General features: G+C 61.9%; 13 protein-coding genes. 11 read left to right on the forward strand and 2 right to left on the reverse strand.

Annotated features, from left to right (window positions below; all coding sequences use genetic code 11):
* Positions 1-2 precede the first annotated feature (2 nt).
* The gene (locus tag VCB98_RS07960; RefSeq protein WP_346051494.1) at positions 3-2,453 is read right to left on the reverse strand and encodes a penicillin-binding protein 1A; all 2,451 of its coding nucleotides are present in this window, start codon (positions 2,451-2,453) and stop codon (positions 3-5) included.
* A 335-nt stretch (positions 2,454-2,788) separates the two neighbouring features.
* On the opposite strand from VCB98_RS07960, the gene VCB98_RS07965 reads away from it, so the two are divergent.
* From VCB98_RS07965 to hemE, 11 genes are all read left to right on the forward strand, one after another.
* On the forward strand, positions 2,789-3,847 hold the full coding sequence (locus VCB98_RS07965) for a pilus assembly protein PilM (protein ID WP_346051495.1): 1,059 nt from the start codon (positions 2,789-2,791) through the stop codon (positions 3,845-3,847).
* On the forward strand, positions 3,847-4,413 hold the full coding sequence (locus VCB98_RS07970; RefSeq protein ID WP_346051496.1) for a PilN domain-containing protein: 567 nt from the start codon (positions 3,847-3,849) through the stop codon (positions 4,411-4,413). The genes VCB98_RS07965 and VCB98_RS07970 overlap by 1 nt, the downstream gene beginning before the upstream one ends.
* A 2-nt stretch (positions 4,414-4,415) precedes the next feature.
* Positions 4,416-5,033 carry a type IV pilus inner membrane component PilO gene (locus VCB98_RS07975; RefSeq protein ID WP_346051497.1) on the forward strand — a complete coding sequence of 206 codons (618 nt, stop codon included), beginning with the start codon at positions 4,416-4,418 and terminating at the stop codon, positions 5,031-5,033.
* Positions 5,030-5,569 carry a pilus assembly protein PilP gene (locus VCB98_RS07980; protein WP_346051499.1) on the forward strand — a complete coding sequence of 180 codons (540 nt, stop codon included), beginning with the start codon at positions 5,030-5,032 and terminating at the stop codon, positions 5,567-5,569. Before VCB98_RS07975 ends, VCB98_RS07980 begins: the two co-directional genes overlap by 4 nt.
* A 20-nt stretch (positions 5,570-5,589) precedes the next feature.
* Positions 5,590-7,764 (forward strand): type IV pilus secretin PilQ, encoded by a 2,175-nt coding sequence (locus VCB98_RS07985; protein WP_346051501.1) that lies wholly within the window; start codon positions 5,590-5,592, stop codon positions 7,762-7,764.
* Between the two features lie 157 nt (positions 7,765-7,921).
* Positions 7,922-9,709: an Ig-like domain-containing protein gene (locus VCB98_RS07990; RefSeq protein WP_346051502.1), complete on the forward strand. Its 1,788-nt coding sequence runs from the start codon at positions 7,922-7,924 to the stop codon at positions 9,707-9,709.
* 155 nt (positions 9,710-9,864) lie between these two features.
* Complete coding sequence (gene aroK / locus VCB98_RS07995; protein ID WP_346051504.1) at positions 9,865-10,383, forward strand: shikimate kinase AroK; 519 nt, start codon at positions 9,865-9,867, stop codon at positions 10,381-10,383.
* Between the two features lies 1 nt (position 10,384).
* The gene (aroB, locus tag VCB98_RS08000; protein ID WP_346051506.1) at positions 10,385-11,467 is read left to right on the forward strand and encodes a 3-dehydroquinate synthase; all 1,083 of its coding nucleotides are present in this window, start codon (positions 10,385-10,387) and stop codon (positions 11,465-11,467) included.
* Positions 11,446-12,624 (forward strand): deoxyguanosinetriphosphate triphosphohydrolase, encoded by a 1,179-nt coding sequence (locus VCB98_RS08005; protein ID WP_346051508.1) that lies wholly within the window; start codon positions 11,446-11,448, stop codon positions 12,622-12,624. Before aroB ends, VCB98_RS08005 begins: the two co-directional genes overlap by 22 nt.
* A 59-nt stretch (positions 12,625-12,683) precedes the next feature.
* Entirely contained in the window at positions 12,684-13,403 is a 720-nt protein-coding gene (gene pyrF / locus VCB98_RS08010) for an orotidine-5'-phosphate decarboxylase (protein ID WP_346051510.1), read from the forward strand.
* A complete protein-coding gene (hemE, locus tag VCB98_RS08015; RefSeq protein WP_346051512.1) occupies positions 13,400-14,473 on the forward strand; it encodes a uroporphyrinogen decarboxylase in 1,074 nt (357 codons plus the stop codon). Before pyrF ends, hemE begins: the two co-directional genes overlap by 4 nt.
* 354 nt (positions 14,474-14,827) lie before the next feature.
* On the opposite strand, the gene VCB98_RS08020 is transcribed toward hemE, so the two are convergent.
* Positions 14,828-16,513, reverse strand: coding sequence for an AMP-binding protein (locus tag VCB98_RS08020; protein WP_346051514.1), 1,686 nt, complete (start codon positions 16,511-16,513; stop codon positions 14,828-14,830).
* Positions 16,514-16,540: the final 27 nt, after the last annotated feature.

Consider the following 16,540-nt stretch of genomic DNA (forward strand, 5'->3'; position numbering starts at 1 on the left):
GCCTAGAAGAGATCATCCGCCCCCGGACTGTCCTCATCACTGCTATCTTCCCGTTCGGGCAGTTGCCCCTCGCGGAAAATCTCGAACATGCCGTTGGGATGATCAGCCCCCACCATCAGACCGGTATCCCGGGAGATGCGGACTCTCACCAGACCCGGCGGCTCATCCAGAGTCCGCTCGGGGGCACCAATCAGGGCCGCGCCCATGAATTCCGTCCAGATGGGCAGCGCCGCACGGGCGCCACCCTCCCGATTACCCAGGGGCTGAGAACGGTCGAAACCGATCCAGGCGGTGGCCACCAGATCCGGTGTGTAACCGCTGAACCAGGCATCGCGATACTCGTTGGCGGTACCGGTTTTACCCGCCAGGTCATTGCGGCCCAACTGCTGGCGGGCGAAGCGGCCCGTGCCGTGGCGGACCACATCCTGCAGCATGCTATCAATGAGATAGGCGTTCTGCGGGCTGATCACACGTTCAGCCAGGTTGATGGGTGATTCCGGGTTGAGCTCATCTTCATGCAGGGATGGCTGCCAGGCATCGCTGGCATCCTCGGCTTGCAGTTCTTCCGGCAGCCCGTTTTCGAGGCCCGGGACACTGCACTCGGGACAGACCACGGCCGGCTGGGCCTGATACAGGGGCTCGCCCCGGCGATCCATGATGCGCTCAATGAACCAGGGCTCCACCCGATGACCACCGTTGGCAAAAACCGCATAACCACGGGTGAGATCCAAGGGGGTCAACTCACCCGTGCCCAGTGCCAGAGTCAGGTCGCGGGGAAGGGCGCGGTCATCAAAACCGAAAGACCGCAGGTGCCCGGCTGTCCGGCCAATACCCACATCCCGCAGGACCCGAACGGACACCAGATTGCGTGAATGAACCAGTGCCTCTCTAAGTCTCGTGGGACCAAAGAAACGACCGGTGTAATTGGTGGGCCGCCAGGTATGATCAATGTCGGCCTCTTCCACGACCACGGGGGCATCATTAACAAGGGTCGCCGGCGTAAAGCCGCTGTCCAGGGCGGCGGAGTAGATGAAGGGCTTGAAGGCAGAACCCGGCTGACGCAGGGCCTGTACCGCCCGGTTGTATTGGCTGTGACGGAAGTCGAAACCGCCGGCCAGCGCCTCGATGGCGCCGTCTTCCGGATTGATCGCGACCACCGCGCCCTGGGCCTCCGGCACCTGTGACAGAGCCCAGCCATCCTCATCCTGACTCAGGAACACGACATCACCGGGCATGACCACTTCATCGGCCCGCTCTGGTGCCGAGCCCTGGCGATTACGATTGATGAAGGGGCGGGCCCACTCCATGGTGGAAAAGTCCACCGTGACCCGGTCGGCATTGCGCCGGACGGCTTCGAAACCTGTCTCCCCGGCGGCCGCAACCACCACCGGCTCGAGACCACCGATACGGTAGTAGGAAGCCAGGGTCGAGGCCCAGGCCTGCTGGTCGGAGGGATCGTCGGGGACCTGGACCTGGCCGACGGGGCCTCTCCAGCCATGACGCTGGTCATAGGCGAGCAGGCCGTTGCGCAGCGCGCGGACGGCCGCCGGCTGCTTGCGACCATCCACGGTGGTCACAACCTGAAAACCGTCTTCGTAAGCCGCGTCGCCATAGCGACGGACCATTTCCTGACGGACCATCTCGGCCACGAAGGGTGCATCCACTTCCACCTGGGCGCGGTGAAGGCCGGCGGTAACCGGCGCCGTCACGGCCTCGGCGTACTCCTCCTGGCTGATGAGGTCCAGGGTCAGCATCCGACCCAGCACATAAGCCCGCCGATCCACGGCCCGCTCCGGGTTGCTGACCGGGTTGGCCCGCGATGGGGCCTGGGGCAGGCCGGCAATCATGGCCTTCTCCGCCAGGGTCAGCTCGGAAACGTCCTTGCCGTAGTAGACCTCGGCGGCGGCGGCGGCGCCAAAGGCGCGGTGCCCCAGAAAGATCTTGTTGAGATAAAGACTCATGATTTCTTCCTTGCTCAGCTCTCGCTCGATTTCAAAGGCGAGAAAGAGCTCCCGGATCTTGCGACCAAAGGTCTGGTCTCGGGTCAGGAAGAAGTTGCGGGCGACCTGCATGGTGATGGTGGAGCCACCGCCATGGGCCATTGAGCGGGTGGTGACAAGATAATAGGAGGCCCGCAGCATGGCCCGGAAGTCCACGCCCCGGTGGCGGAAGAAATTCTCGTCCTCGGCGGCAATCACCGCCTGCTTGAGGCGTTCCGGGAATTCCTCATAGCGAAGCGGACGGCGCCGTTCCTCGCCAAACTCGGCGATCAGACGGCCATCACGGCTAAAGACCCGCATGGGCTCCTTGAAGTCCACCTCACGCAGGACTTCGACATCAGGCTGATCGGGGGCAATATAGAGATAGGTGCCGACAACCACCCCGATGGCCACCACGAACAGGGTAAAACCGGCACCGAGCAGAAAAACCAGGATCTTGAGAAAACGCTGCATCTATGTCCCCGAAGGAAAAAATCACCAGAAATCCGGCATTTTGCCGCAAGATTCATATTTTAAGTCCTGACGCCCGGATGCGCGAATAGGCCCCCGGCGCGGACTTCCAGCCCCCTCGATATATGGGATTCTTTCCCTTTATTTTCAAGGGCTTATTTGCTTCTTAAAAGAGCCCCAAGCCTGGTCTTCGCAGCCTGCGGCAGCAGGGGGTGCGGAATAGAAGCGCATAAACCCGCATTTGATTTGACGGCACATTGATATATAGTTCAATTCAGGTCTTAATGTTCTGGGCCATGTTCTGCCGCCAAGTTGCCGTCTGAGAAAGGAAAAAAGCAGTGTTCTCAAAACGCGCCAAGCCAATGCTCGGCCTCGACATCTCCACCTCCTCGGTGAAGGTGATTGAGCTGAGTCAGACCAAGGCCGGCTACCGTGTGGATCACTACGCGGCGGAGCCCATGCCTCAGAATGCCATCACCGACAAGGTCATTGTCGATGTGGATGCCACCGGCGATGCCGTGCGCAAAGCCGTCAAACGCTCGGGCAGCCGAACCAAGCTGGCAGCCGTTGCCATTGGCGGTGCCTCGGTGATCAGCAAGGTGATCACACTACCAGCCAATCTCTCCGGCAAGGAGATGGAAGAGCAGGTGGAGCTGCAGGCCGACCAGTACATTCCCTTCCCTCTGGAGGAAGTCTCCTACGATTTTGAGGTTCAGGGCCCCTCCGAGGCGGACCCGGACATGGTGGACGTGTTCCTGGCCGCCACCCGCAGCGAGAACGTTGAACACCGTCAGGCGGTACTCGAGGCCGCCGGCCTGCAAGCCAAAGTGGTGGAGATCGAATCGGATGCCATGGAGAACGCCTGTAGCCTGCTGACTCACCAGATGCCCGACAACGGTCTGGACAAGACCATTGCGGTGGTGGACTTCGGCGCCACCACCACCACCTTCAGCATTCTCAACGACCGCAAGGTGGCCTATACCCGCGACCAGAACTTCGGTGGCCGACAGCTGACCGAGGAAATCATGCGCGCCTACGGCCTGTCCTTTGAAGAGGCCGGCAAGGCCAAGAAGGAAGGTGGGCTGCCCGGCAACTATGAGACCGACATCCTCGAACCCTTCGTGGACGACATGGCGCAGCAGATCAACCGCTCCATGCAGTTTTATCTGTCTTCCCACGCCGGCGGCGGGCAACTGGACCAGGTGATCGTCTGCGGTGGTTGCGCCGCCATCCCGGGCGTGGATCAGATGATCCAGGAAAGGCTGGAGGTGCCGACCGTGATCGGTAACCCCTTTGGGGAGATGAAACTTTCGTCCCGGGCCCGGGCGCAGAACGTCGAGAAAGACGCCCCGGCGCTCATGATCGCCTGCGGGCTCGCGCTCAGGAGTTTTGACTGATGCCGAGAATCAATCTTCTGCCCTGGCGTGAGGAAGCCCGCCGGGAAAAGCAGAAAGAATTTGGAACCCAACTGGGGGGCGCCGCCATCCTCGGCGGCCTGCTGTTGTTCTACGCCCACCATACGGTGGGTGGCTGGATAGACCACCAGCAGTCTCGCAATGACCGCATCCAAAGCGAGATCCGGCAGCTTGAAGAAAAGATTGCCGAGATCGAGGACCTTCAGGAAACCAAGGATCGACTGCTGGCACGCATGCAGATCATTGAGGAATTGCAGAAGAGCCGGCCCGATGGCGTCCGCCTCTTTGACGACCTGGTGCGGACCTTGCCATCCGGTGTCTACCTGACCGAGGTCACCCAGAGCGGGGCCAACCTGACCATTCGCGGGGTAGCAGAATCCCAGGCCCGCGTATCGGCCTATATGCGCAACATCGACCAGGCCGATTGGCTGGCCCAGCCCCGCCTGCAGGTGATCGAGCGGGATCGTCCGCGCCGGGACGGTGAAGGACGATTGCGCACCTTCACCATTCGCGCGGTCCAGGTCACCCCGGGCACGGAGGACAACTGATCATGGATCTCCGCAAGCTCAACGAAATCGATATCAATGACCTCCGGGACATCGACTTCGCCGATATGGCGGAATGGCCAGTCGCCGGACGATTGGTCCTGGTGGGGATCATCATTGTCGCCGTGCTGGTTGGTGGTTATTTCTTCCTGGTTCAGGATCAGCTGGAAAACCTCGAACGCCTGGAACGGGAAGAGACCGATCTGCGCTCCCGCTTTGAACTGCGGCAGGAGCGAGCGGCCAATCTTGACGACTACCGGGATCAGCTGGAGGAAATGCGCGAATCCTTCGGCACCATGCTGCGGCAACTGCCCAGCGAGGCCGAAGTGGAAAGCCTGTTGGTGGATATCTCGGAGACCGCGACCGCCAGTGGCCTGGAGTCAGAGCTGTTCGAGCCCCAGGCGGAGGTGGAGCGCGATTTCTACGCGGAACTGCCCTATCGCCTGCGCATGCGCGGCAGCTACCACGAGTTCGGCCAGTTTGCCGATGACGTGGCCAAACTGCCGCGAATCGTGACCCTGCACAACATTCAGATCCGGCCACAGGATGACGGTGAGCTGGAAGTGGAAATGATTGCCAGAACCTATCGCTATCTGGGCGACGATGACGGAGGTGGCTCGTGAGCAAAAAACGGACACCCAAGACTCGTGCCCTGCTGGCCATGGGCATGGCCGTGACCGGCCTCGCCCTGAGTGCCTGTGAACGGGATATGGACGACCTGGAGCGCTACATCAACGAAATCAATCAGCGCCCGGGCGGTGAAATCGAGCCGATTCCACAAATCGAGCCCTACGAGGGGTTCAGCTATGGCGTGGCGGGCGAGCGCTCGCCCTTCGAGCCCGATGACCGCCTGCGCCCGGATGACACCGCAACCGCCGAGGGACCGACACCGGACCTGGATCGACGCCGCGAATACCTCGAGCGCTATCCGCTTGATGGCCTGCGCATGCAGGGGATTCTGGAGATGGGTGGACAGCTTTACGCACTCGTCCGCGACCCCGAGGGCGTGGTGCATCGGGTCAGTATGGGCAATCACATGGGCGAGAATTTTGGCGAGATCATCGCCATCACCGAAAGCCACGTCACATTGAGAGAACTGGTTCCGGACGGCACGGGCGGGTGGAATGAACGTGAACGTCGCCTGAGCCTGAGCGATTGACCGGACAGGAGAGGAAGACCATGGGGATCAAACGCAAGACTGCACACTTCAGCGTCGTCGGCCTGATTGGCCTGATGCTGCTGGCATTCGTCGGCCAGGCGATGGCACAGGGCCAGAATCGCCTGGAAGACATCACTGTCTCCACCCTGCCCGGCGACCGCGTTGAAATTCGCCTCAGGCTGAGCGAACCGGCCCCCGAGCCGCAGAGCTTCACCATTGATGAGCCGGCGCGCATCGTTCTTGACCTGGCCGACACCCGAGTGGGTGTGCGTGAACGCCGCCAGGATATCGGCGTGGGCGCCACTCGCAATATCATGGTTGCCGAGGCCCAGGACCGGACCCGTGTGGTGATCGGCCTCTCCGCCCCGCAGGGCTACAGCGTCACCACCGAAGGCAATGACATTCACATTACCGTCGGTGACCGGCGCAGCCGGGACCAACTGGCGGCGCCGGACGGTCCGGATGTCAGCCCCTTTGTCCAGGATGATGCCGATGAGCCCCGCCTGGACGACCGTCGAGCCCGGGATCTGCGGGTCCGCAATGTGGACTTCCGCCGTGGTGAACAGGGCGAAGGTCGAATCCTCGTCGAGCTCAGCGATGAACGCATCCCCATTGATATCGACGAGTCCGCCGACAGGGTCCGGGTGACCTTCCAGAGCGCGGAAGTGGCGCGGGAACTGGAGCGCCGACTGGATGTGCTGGACTTTGCCACCCCGGTGCAGACCATCGACACCCGCCATGGGCCGGATGGGGTCGAGATGGAGATCCGCCTGAGCGGTGAGTACGAGCAACTGGCCTATCAGTCGGAAAAACAGTTTGCCCTGGAATTCCGGCCACTGACCGAGCGGGAAATCGAAGAACGCGAGGAGCGGGAGTACACCGGCGAACGCCTGACCCTGAATTTCCAGGACATCGAGACGCGTGCGGTATTGCAGCTGATTGCCGACTTCACCGATCTCAACATCGTGGTGGCCGACTCGGTCACCGGCAACGTCACGCTGCGCCTGCAGAACGTGCCCTGGGACCAGGCTCTGGACATCATTCTCCAGACCCAGGGCCTGGATACCCGCCAGAGCGGCAATGTGATCCTGGTGGCCCCGGCTCAGGAGATCGCCCAGCGTGAGCAGCAGGAGTTGCAGGCCCGTCAGGCCCGCGAGGAACTGGTACCGCTGCGCTCCGAGTTCATTCAGGTGAACTACGCCCGAGCCGCGGATCTGGCCCAGCTGATTCGCTCGGAAGGCTCACAGATGCTGTCCGAGCGCGGCAATGTGGCCGTGGACGACCGCACCAACACCCTGCTGCTGCAGGATACCGATGACCGCCTGACCGACGTCCGGCGCATGGTCAACCGCCTGGACATCCCGGTCCGCCAGGTGCTGATCGAATCCCGCATCGTGGTCGCCACCAGCGACTTCAACCGGGAACTGGGTTCGCGCTTTGGCGTCACTCATGCCCGGGAGCGTGGTGATGATGGCCTGCTCACCATTTCGGGCGGCCTCAGCGGCGCAGACACCATGATGCGGTCCGGGCTGGACAACATCCAGAACACCGGCCAGCCTTTCCCGGTGACCGTGCCCAACCTGCAGGACCGCCTGAACGTGAACCTGCCGGTGGCATCCCCCGCCGGGCGCTTCTCCATGGCCATCCTGGATTCCGACTACCTGGTGGACCTGGAGCTGTCCGCGCTGCAATCCCAGGGCCGCGGTGAAGTGATTTCCAGCCCGCGGGTGATCACCGCCGACCAGAAGGAAGCCTCCATCCAGCAGGGCGTGGAGATTCCCTTCCAGTCCGCCCAGGCAGGCACTGGTGCCGGCGCGGTCACCACGGAATTCAAGGAAGCGGTGCTGTCACTGACCGTGACCCCGCAAATCACCCCGGATGAGCGCATCATCATGGACCTGGAAGTGAGCAACGACACCATTGGTGAAGAGGTGCCCAGTGCCACCGGTGGCTTCGTGCCCAGCATCGATACCCGGGTGGTGCGCACCCAGGCTGCCGTGAACAACGGCGAGACCGTGGTGCTTGGGGGCATTTACGAGACCCAGCGCCAGGAAGGTGAATCCCGGGTGCCCATTCTGGGCGACATCCCGGGCCTGGGCATGCTGTTCCGTTCCACCACCCGCAGTGCCAGCAAGGCCGAGCTCTTGGTCTTCGTGACGCCCAAGCTGCTCAAGGATGACGCTCGGGTGGAGTAATCGGCTAGACTGATAAAACCTGTTTCGGCCCCGCCCATGGGCGGTGTGGGTGGGAGGAAAGACGAAGAGACAGGGGCGCCAACGGGATATGAACCGCGTGGCGCCCTTTTTTCTGGCGGATGCACCGCCAGCGCAATCCGAATGGGGAGTAGGGAAGATGATCAAGCGAATTCTGTTGGCCCTGTTGCTTGCGGGGGCGTTGGCCATGGTTGCCTGTGACAATGACGAGGGAAGCATCTCCCAGGCCGGTGGCGACAATGGCGAAGAGAACGGCAATGGCGATGACAATGGCGATGATAACGGCGATCCCAGCGCGGGTGGCCTGGTCATGGGCAGTGGCGACGGTGAGGATTTCGAAGCCGGCCAACTGACACTGGGCATGAGCTCGATCGCAGCCGGAGGCTCCACCGGCATTAGCGGGCGAATCCTTACCGAAGACGGTGATGTCCCGGACGACGAGTTTGAAGTTGAGCTGACCTCGAACTGCGCCGATGAGGGTCTGGCCAGTCTGACCAGCCCGGTCGCCACCAATGGCGGCGAGTTCTCCTCCACCTACACGGCCGAGGGCTGTCAAGGCGAGGACACCATTACCGCCCAGGCAAGCATCGATGGCGTTGGCACGCTGTCCGCCAGCGCCAGCGTTGAGGTTGCAGCGGCCAACCTGGGCTCATTGGTGTTCATGAGCGCCGACCCTCAGCTGATCGGCTTGCGAGGAATGGGTGTCCCGGAGATCGGCGAAACATCCACGGTTCGCTTCCGGGTGGAGGATGTCAACGGTAACCCAACGCCCGGGCGGGAAGTCCAGTTCACCCTCAGTACCAGCGTGGGCGGAATAGAGCTTTCCAACGATTCTGCCGTCAGTAATGATCAGGGCGAAGTGAGCACCCAGGTCATCTCGGGGACGGTGGCCACGCCGGTCCGGGTCAATGCGCAGGTGGTGGATACCACGGTTTCTTCCCAGTCATCCCTGCTCAGCATCAGTACGGGGATTGCGGAACAACAGGGGGTATCCATCGCCTTTGAAAGCCTGAACCCCCCGGTCCAGGGCTGTGTTGGCGAGGAATATGAAATCACCGTTCATGCCCGGGACCGCTTCTCCAATCCGGTGATTGACGGCACGGTTATCAATTTCTCCACCGAAGGCGGGCGCATCCAGCCCCACTGCATGACGGTCGACGGAACCTGCGTCGTGACCTGGACCAGTCAGGCAAGCTGGCCTGCCCGTTCCACCGTACTCGCCTATCTGGAGGGCGAGGAAAGCTTTATCGACCGGACCGGGGACGGCCTGTTTGGTCCGGCGGAAGCCGCAGAGGGCCCTCATGAAGGGGACTTCGACCCCAATGATCCGGAGGGGAATGCGGATATTGGCTGGATCGATGTGGGCGAACCCTTCCGCGACGACAATGAAAGCGGTGAGTACGAACCGGGTGTGGATGGCTTTCACTGGAACTATTACGGCGGCGGCTATACCGAGGCCAATGAGCTGTTCGATGGCGCCCTTTGCGGTGCAGGCATTGAAGACGATGGTGACCGTGAGACGTTCCAGAACGACTATTGTGGTTCTCCGCAGGCGCCCATCGGCGTCTCCGGCGTCATGGTCCTGGCCGACAACCGGGTTGTGAACATGGCCTTCCCGACCACCTATGTGGTGGGCAGTGGTCCTCTGGAAATCGAGCTTTGGGGCCCGGAAATGCAGCCGCTGCCCAGTGGCAGCACCGTTGCATTTGATACCGGTTACGGCCGAGTTCTGGGACAGGACACGATAACCATCGGGAATACCAATCAGGATGGTCCCATTGCTGTCGAGTTCACTCTCTCGGAGTCCAATGAGGACGACACCACCGAATGCGATGTGGGGACCATTACCGTTACCACACCCGGCAATAGCTGTGGCGAAGGCTTCATATTCGAACAGGAATTGACCATCTGCGGCAGTGACAGCTAAGCGCGTCACCATGACAACGGCCTGCCCACTGGGCAGGCCGTTTTTTTTTCGGCATTATCATCGCTTGGCACCGTGCTGCCATTGCCCGCCTGGTCACAGCCCCATGAACAGAAAGGGCCCCCGGGCGGCTTTTCCCTAGGCTTTCGAGGTTTGGCATGGAAACACCGAGGCGGATATTCCTGATTGGTCCCATGGGAGCGGGAAAATCATCCATCGGGCGGGAGCTGGCCAGACGGCTGGGCTATCCATTCCAGGACACCGACGATTATCTGCGGGAACGCACCGGGGTGGATATCGCCACCATTTTCGATTTTGAGGGCGAGGAAGGTTTTCGGGAACGGGAGCGCAAGGCCGTGGCCGAGCTGACCCAGCTGGAGCCGCTGGTCCTGGCGACCGGCGGTGGCACCGTGGTGACCGCGGAGAACCGCCGCCTGCTGGCCGAGCGTGGCTATGTCATCTACCTGCGAACCAGCCTGGACTTCCAGCTCAGACGTACCCGGCAGTCCCGCCATGACCGTCCCCTGCTGCAAACCGAAGATCCGGAAGCCAAATTGCGGGAATTGGCCGAGGAGCGCGAACCCCTGTATCGGGAGTTGGCCGACTTCGTGGTGGACACGGATGATCAGTCGGTGAAACAGGTCATGCGCCGTCTGGCCACCGAATTCGAGATCTGAAATGCACCGCCTCGACGTTGAACTGGGGGATCGCAGCTATGCCATCCACGCCGGTGGGGACCTGCTCGCCGACCCGGAGTGGCTGGCCCGGGTTCTGACAGCCCCCGCTCTGTTCATCATCAGCGACGACAACGTTGCTCCCCATTACCTCCCTTCCCTGCGGGCGGCCCTGGGCCAGCGCCTGCGTGGCGAACTGGTGTTACCTGCCGGGGAAGCGCAGAAGCAACTGGACACCCTCTCGCGGGTCTTCGACCACCTGGCCGAATGCCGCATCGGCCGGGACGCCGCCCTGGTGGCGCTGGGCGGCGGCGTGGTGGGCGACCTGACTGGCTTCGCGGCCGCCTGCTGGCAGCGGGGCATTGATTTCTACCAGGTCCCCACCACTCTGCTGGCCCAGGTGGATGCCTCGGTCGGAGGCAAGACCGCGGTCAATCACCCGGCCGGAAAGAATCTCATCGGCGCCTTCCACCAGCCGCGAGCGGTCATTGCCGACACCGACACCCTGGCTACCCTGCCGGAGCGGGAGTTCCGTGCCGGGCTGGCGGAGGTGGTCAAGCACGCCCTGATCGCCGATCCGGATTTCCTGGCCTGGCTGGAAGCGCGGGTGGAGGCCCTCAATGCCCGCGAGCCGGAAACGGTTGGTGAGACGGTACTTCACTGCTGTCGCATCAAGGCGGCCGTGGTCAGCGAGGACGAGAGGGAAAGGGGGCGACGGGCCATCCTCAATTTTGGTCATACCTTCGGCCATGTCATTGAAGGAGCGCTGGGCTACGGCCAATGGCTGCACGGTGAGGCGGTGGCTGCCGGCATGGTTCAGGCCATGGTCCTGTCGCGAACGCTGGGCCTTCTGAACGAGGAAGAGCAGCGCCGTGCCGTTGCCTTGATGGAAAGGCTGAAGCTGCCGTGTGAACCGCCGGCCCTGTCCGTCGATACCTGGCTGGAATGGATGAGCCGCGACAAGAAGGCGACCAGCGCGGGGCTGCGCTTCGTGTTACTGGATGGGCTGGGCCGGGCGATCATCCGCGACGATGTCCCCGAGTCGCGCCTGCGGGAGGTGTTGGCGTGCGAGATGCAATCCCCCTGAAAGCGGCGGAACAGGGTCGCTTGGCATCCTGGGCAGTACCCGACAGGGCCGGTGATGCCGGACGGCGGCATCCTGAACCCCCACCCGCCTTTCGAACCGAATTTCAAAGGGACCGTGACCGCATTGTCCACTCCACCGCCTTCCGCCGTCTGGTCTACAAGACCCAGGTCTTCGTCAATCACGAAGGGGACCTTTACCGAACCCGCCTGACCCACAGCCTCGAAGTGGCCCAGATAGCCCGCACGGTAGCCGCCGCCCTGGGGCTCAATGTCTCCCTGGTGGAAGCCATCTCGCTGGCCCACGACCTGGGCCACACCCCCTTCGGCCATGCCGGTCAGCATGCGCTCAATCGCTGCATGCGGCCCTTCGGTGGCTTCGAGCACAACGTCCAGTCGCTGCGGGTGGTGGACCTGCTGGAGGAAAAGTATGCCGACTTTCCGGGCCTGAACCTCGCTTTTGCCACTCGGGAAGGAATATTGAAGCGCTGTCCGCCGCGGCTGGCCCGGGACCTGGGCGAGCTGGGACAACGTTTTCTGGCCGGCACGCAGCCCAGTCTGGAGGCACAGCTGGCCAATGTGGCGGATGAACTGGCCTACAACAATCACGATGTGGATGATGGCCTGAGAGCCGGACTGTTGGACGTCGAAGCGCTACGGGAAGTGGCGCTTTTCCGTGACCATTATGATGGGGTGCGCCAACAATGGCAGTCACTGTCCGGCCGCCGCGTGATCCACGAGACCGTTCGACGGATGATCGGCGAGCTGGTCAATGACCTGATCGAGGCCAGCGCCCGAAGGATTCTTGAGACGGCACCAGCCTCCGTTGAGGCCGTGCGCCAAATGGAAAAGGCCCTGATTGGCTTCAGCCCGCCGGTGGCCCGGCGGCATATGGCACTGAAACGCTATCTGCGCCGCCATCTTTATCGCCATCACCGGGTCCATCGCATGGCAACCAAGGCCAGGGCGACGGTGAGCCGCCTGTTCGAACTTTTCATTGACGATCCCCGGCTGCTGCCGCCAGACCCCTGGCAGCGCTTTCAGGCCAGTCAGGGACAGGATCACCAGGCTCGGGTGGTTGCCGATTACATCGCCGGCATGACCGATCGCTTTGCCATTGCCGAGCACGCTCGCCTGACCGATCCGGCGACGATGAACTGACTGCGGCCGGCAACGGTATTTCCGGTACAATTGCGCCAGCCAACCACCAGGAGTCCAACGTGTACCAGCACAAGTCCATCCCCCCGGAAGAGCGCCTGATTTTCGCCCTCGATGTACCCAACGTGGAAGAGGCCAAGGCGCTGGTTGAGCAGCTCGGTGACAGTGTGCGCTTCTACAAGATCGGCCTGGAACTGTTCATGGCCGATGGCTTTTTCGATTTCCTGGACTGGTTGCTGGGCCGTGAGCGCAAGGTTTTCGTGGATCTCAAGTTTTTCGACGTCCCCGCCACGGTGGCCGCCGCGGTGCGTCAGCTGTCCAGGCGGGGCGCCCATTTCTGCACCATCCACGGCAACCAGAGCATCATGGAAGCGGCCGGCGAGGCCCGCTCCGGCCATCTCAAGGTGCTGGCGGTGACCGCCCTGACCAGCCTCGATCGGGGCGACCTGGATGATCTGGGCTTTGATTGCGATGTGGATGCGCTGGTCCTGTCCCGGGCCCGACGCGCCCTGGAAGCCGGCTGTGACGGTGTGGTGGCCTCCGGCATGGAAGTCGCCCAGATGCGAGAGGCGGTGGACGATCGCCTGCTGGTGATCACCCCCGGGATTCGTCCGGTGGAGAATCGGGGTGGCGATGACCAGAAGCGGGTGGTCACGGTGGAGCAGGCATTCGAGAACGGCGCGGATTACATCGTCGTGGGCCGCCCCATTCGCAGGGCGGACGATCCCAAGGCGGCGGCCGAGGCCATTCAGGCGACCATTCGAGAGGTGTTTCAGGCATGAGTACCGAATTGCAGAACGACCGCTTGCTCAAGGCCCTGTTGCGGGAACCGGTGGACCGCACGCCGGTATGGATGATGCGCCAGGCCGGTCGCTACCTGCCCGAATACCGGGCCACCCGGGAACGGGCCGGCAGCTTCGTCAAACTGATGCGCAACCCGGAGATGGCCTGCGAAGTAACCCTGCAACCCCTGGAGCGCTTCCCCCTGGACGCAGCCATTCTCTTCTCGGACATCCTCACCATCCCCGATGCCATGGGCCTGGGACTGTACTTCGTTCAGGGCGAAGGGCCGAAATTTGAACGCACGGTGCGCTCGGCAGCGGAGGTGGACGCCCTGCCCCAACCGGATGTGGGCACGGAGCTCAGCTATGTCACCGATGCGGTCAGCACCATTCGCAAGGCCCTGGATGGCCGCGTGCCCCTGATCGGCTTCAGCGGCAGCCCCTGGACGCTGGCCACCTACATGGTCGAAGGGAGCTCCAGCAAGGACTTTGGCACCATCAAAGGCATGGCCTGGGATGCCCCGGAGGTCCTGGACCGGCTATTGGACAAGCTGGCTGTCTGCATCACCGATTACCTCAATGCCCAGATCCGCGCCGGTGCTCAGGCGGTACAGATCTTCGACACCTGGGGCGGCGTGCTCAGCCCCGCGCATTATCGGCGCTTTTCACTGGGGCCGATGGCCCGCATCGTGGAAGGGCTGATCCGCGAACATGAAGGACGGCGGGTGCCGGTGATTCTGTTTACCAAGGGCGGTGGCCAATGGCTGGAAGCCATGGCCGAGACAGGCTGCGATGCCCTGGGCCTGGACTGGACGGTGAACATCGGCGAAGCGCGCAAGCGTGTGGGCGACAAGGTGGCCTTGCAGGGCAATCTGGACCCGTCGGCCCTGAATGCCTCGCCAGCCCGCATTCGGGAAGCAGTCGCCGAGATCCTTGCGGATTTTGGACATGGGGAAGGCCATGTCTTCAATCTGGGCCACGGCATCACCCCCAAGATCCCGCCGGAGCACGCCGGAGCGATGATCGACGCCGTGGTTCGGCTGAGTCCGCAGTATCATCATGGTGGCTAGGTCACCGGCTGGGGCTGGAAGGGCAAATTCAAAGGCGGCCTCGCGCCAAGGCGCAAAGACGCGAAGAAAAACCAAAAATAAAAAAGGGATTTCGCGCTGAGGCGCAGAGCACCAAGAGATCAATAGGAGCGGCGCAACGATCTGCCTGGATAGTTTTGGCTGGGGGCAGTCTGCCGTAGGAGCGGCTTCAGCCGCGATTATGGCTTCGACATGCCCCCTATCGCGGCTGAAGCCGCTCCTACCGCAAATATCCCCTACCAAAAATCATTGCATTGCCTTTGCGTCTTGGCGTCTTTGCGCGACGCAATCCTTTGATCTTTCTATGCGCCTCACCGCCTCTGCGCGAAACCGCCTTTAGTCTTCCTTGGCGTCGGGGTCGTCTTCCCGGAGTTTGCGGCGGAGGATCTTGCCCACGTTGGTCTTGGGCAGCTCCTCACCAAAGGCCACTTTCTTGGGCACCTTGTAGCCGGTCAGATTACGGCGGCAGTGCTCGATGATGTCTTCTTCGGTAAGATTCTCGTCCTTGCGCACCACCCAAAGCTTCACCACCTCACCGGATTTTTCATCCGGAATGCCAATGGCAGCGACCTCGAGCACACCCTCCATCTCGGCGACCACATCTTCAATCTCATTGGGATACACATTGAAACCGGAGACGTTGATCATGTCCTTCTTGCGATCGACGATATAGAAATAGCCGCGTTCATCCATCTTCGCGACATCACCCGTCTTGAAGAAGCCGTCTTCGGTGAAGGAGGCCTCGGTCTCGTCAGGCCGATTCAGATATTCCTTCATCACCTGCGGCCCGCGAACCGCCAACTCACCCGCCTCACCCGGCGGCAAGGCCTTGCCCTCTTCATCAAGAATCACAACCTCGGTATTGGGGATGGGAAGTCCGATGCTGCCGTTGAACTGCTTCAAATTGAGGGGGTTGATGGTCACAGCCGGTGATGTTTCGGTCAAACCATAAGCCTCAAGCAGGGGGGCGCCCGTTCGCTTCTGCCAGCGTTCAGCGACCGCACGCTGAACAGCCATGCCGCCACCCAGGGCCAACTTCAGTTTACTGAAGTCGATGGACTCAAATTCCGGATGATTCATCAGGGCATTGAAAAGGGTGTTTACGCCCGTAATGGCGGTGAAGCCGGATTTGCGAATGGACTTGATGAAGGCGGGAACATCCCGCGGATTGGTAATAAGGAGATTCTTTCCACCCACCCGCATGAATACCATGCAGTTCGCGGTCAGGGAGAAGATGTGATAAAGCGGCAGAGCGGTCACGATGATCTCCCGCCCCTCCTCAATCTCGTTGCTGAGCCAGGCGGCCGCCTGCTGCATGTTGGCGACCATGTTGCCATGGGTCAGCACCGCCCCCTTGGCCAGTCCCGTGGTGCCCCCGGTGTATTGGAGAAAGGCCACATCATCCCGAGTCAGGCTGACTTCTTCCAGTGTCTGCCATTTACCTTCCGATAAAGCACGTTCAAAGGTCTGGGCAGAGGGGATATCCCAGTCCGGGACCATCTTCTTGACATGCTTGACCACAAGATTGACCAGCATGGACTTGGGGAAACCCAGCATGTCACCAAGGCGGGTGGTCAGGACCGAACGAACATCCGTTTCATCCACAACTTCCTGCAGCGTACTGCAGAAGTTCTCGACGATGACGATGGCCTTGGCCCCGGAATCGCTTAACTGGTGCTTGAGTTCACGCGCGGTGTAAAGGGGGTTGACGTTCACAACGGTGAGGCCGGCCCGGAGGATACCGAACATGGCAACCGGATACTGCAGGCAGTTGGGCATCATGACCGCCACCGGGTCACCCTTCTGCAAGCCCAGGACCTTCTGCAGATAGGCGGCGAAATATCGACTGCGCTGATCCAGCTCCGCGTAGGTGACTACCGCACCCATGTTCTCGAAGGCCGGCAGGTCACGATACTTGCGAACGCTTTCCTCAAAGATGTCCTTGATTGACTGATAGGCTTCCACGTCCGCCTCGGCGGGCACGCCTTCGGGGTATTCTTTCAGCCAGACCTTGTCGACCATGGTGCTCTCCTCGGGGTTTCGGGCAGC

This window comes from Natronospira elongata, from assembly GCF_034931365.1.
Taxonomy (GTDB): Bacteria; Pseudomonadota; Gammaproteobacteria; order Natronospirales; family Natronospiraceae; genus Natronospira; species Natronospira elongata.

Excerpts from the sequence above, each read along its gene's own strand:
- VCB98_RS07960 (WP_346051494.1), bottom strand. The coding sequence starts at position 2,453 with ATGCAGCGTTTTCTCAAGATCCTGGTTTTTCTGCTCGGTGCCGGTTTT.
- VCB98_RS07970 (WP_346051496.1), top strand. The coding sequence starts at position 3,847 with ATGCCGAGAATCAATCTTCTGCCCTGGCGTGAGGAAGCCCGCCGGGAA.
- VCB98_RS07975 (WP_346051497.1), top strand. The coding sequence starts at position 4,416 with ATGGATCTCCGCAAGCTCAACGAAATCGATATCAATGACCTCCGGGAC.
- VCB98_RS07985 (WP_346051501.1), top strand. The coding sequence starts at position 5,590 with ATGGGGATCAAACGCAAGACTGCACACTTCAGCGTCGTCGGCCTGATT.
- VCB98_RS07990 (WP_346051502.1), top strand. The coding sequence starts at position 7,922 with ATGATCAAGCGAATTCTGTTGGCCCTGTTGCTTGCGGGGGCGTTGGCC.
- aroK (WP_346051504.1), top strand. The coding sequence starts at position 9,865 with ATGGAAACACCGAGGCGGATATTCCTGATTGGTCCCATGGGAGCGGGA.
- aroB (WP_346051506.1), top strand. The coding sequence starts at position 10,385 with ATGCACCGCCTCGACGTTGAACTGGGGGATCGCAGCTATGCCATCCAC.
- hemE (WP_346051512.1), top strand. The coding sequence starts at position 13,400 with ATGAGTACCGAATTGCAGAACGACCGCTTGCTCAAGGCCCTGTTGCGG.
- VCB98_RS08020 (WP_346051514.1), bottom strand. The coding sequence starts at position 16,513 with ATGGTCGACAAGGTCTGGCTGAAAGAATACCCCGAAGGCGTGCCCGCC.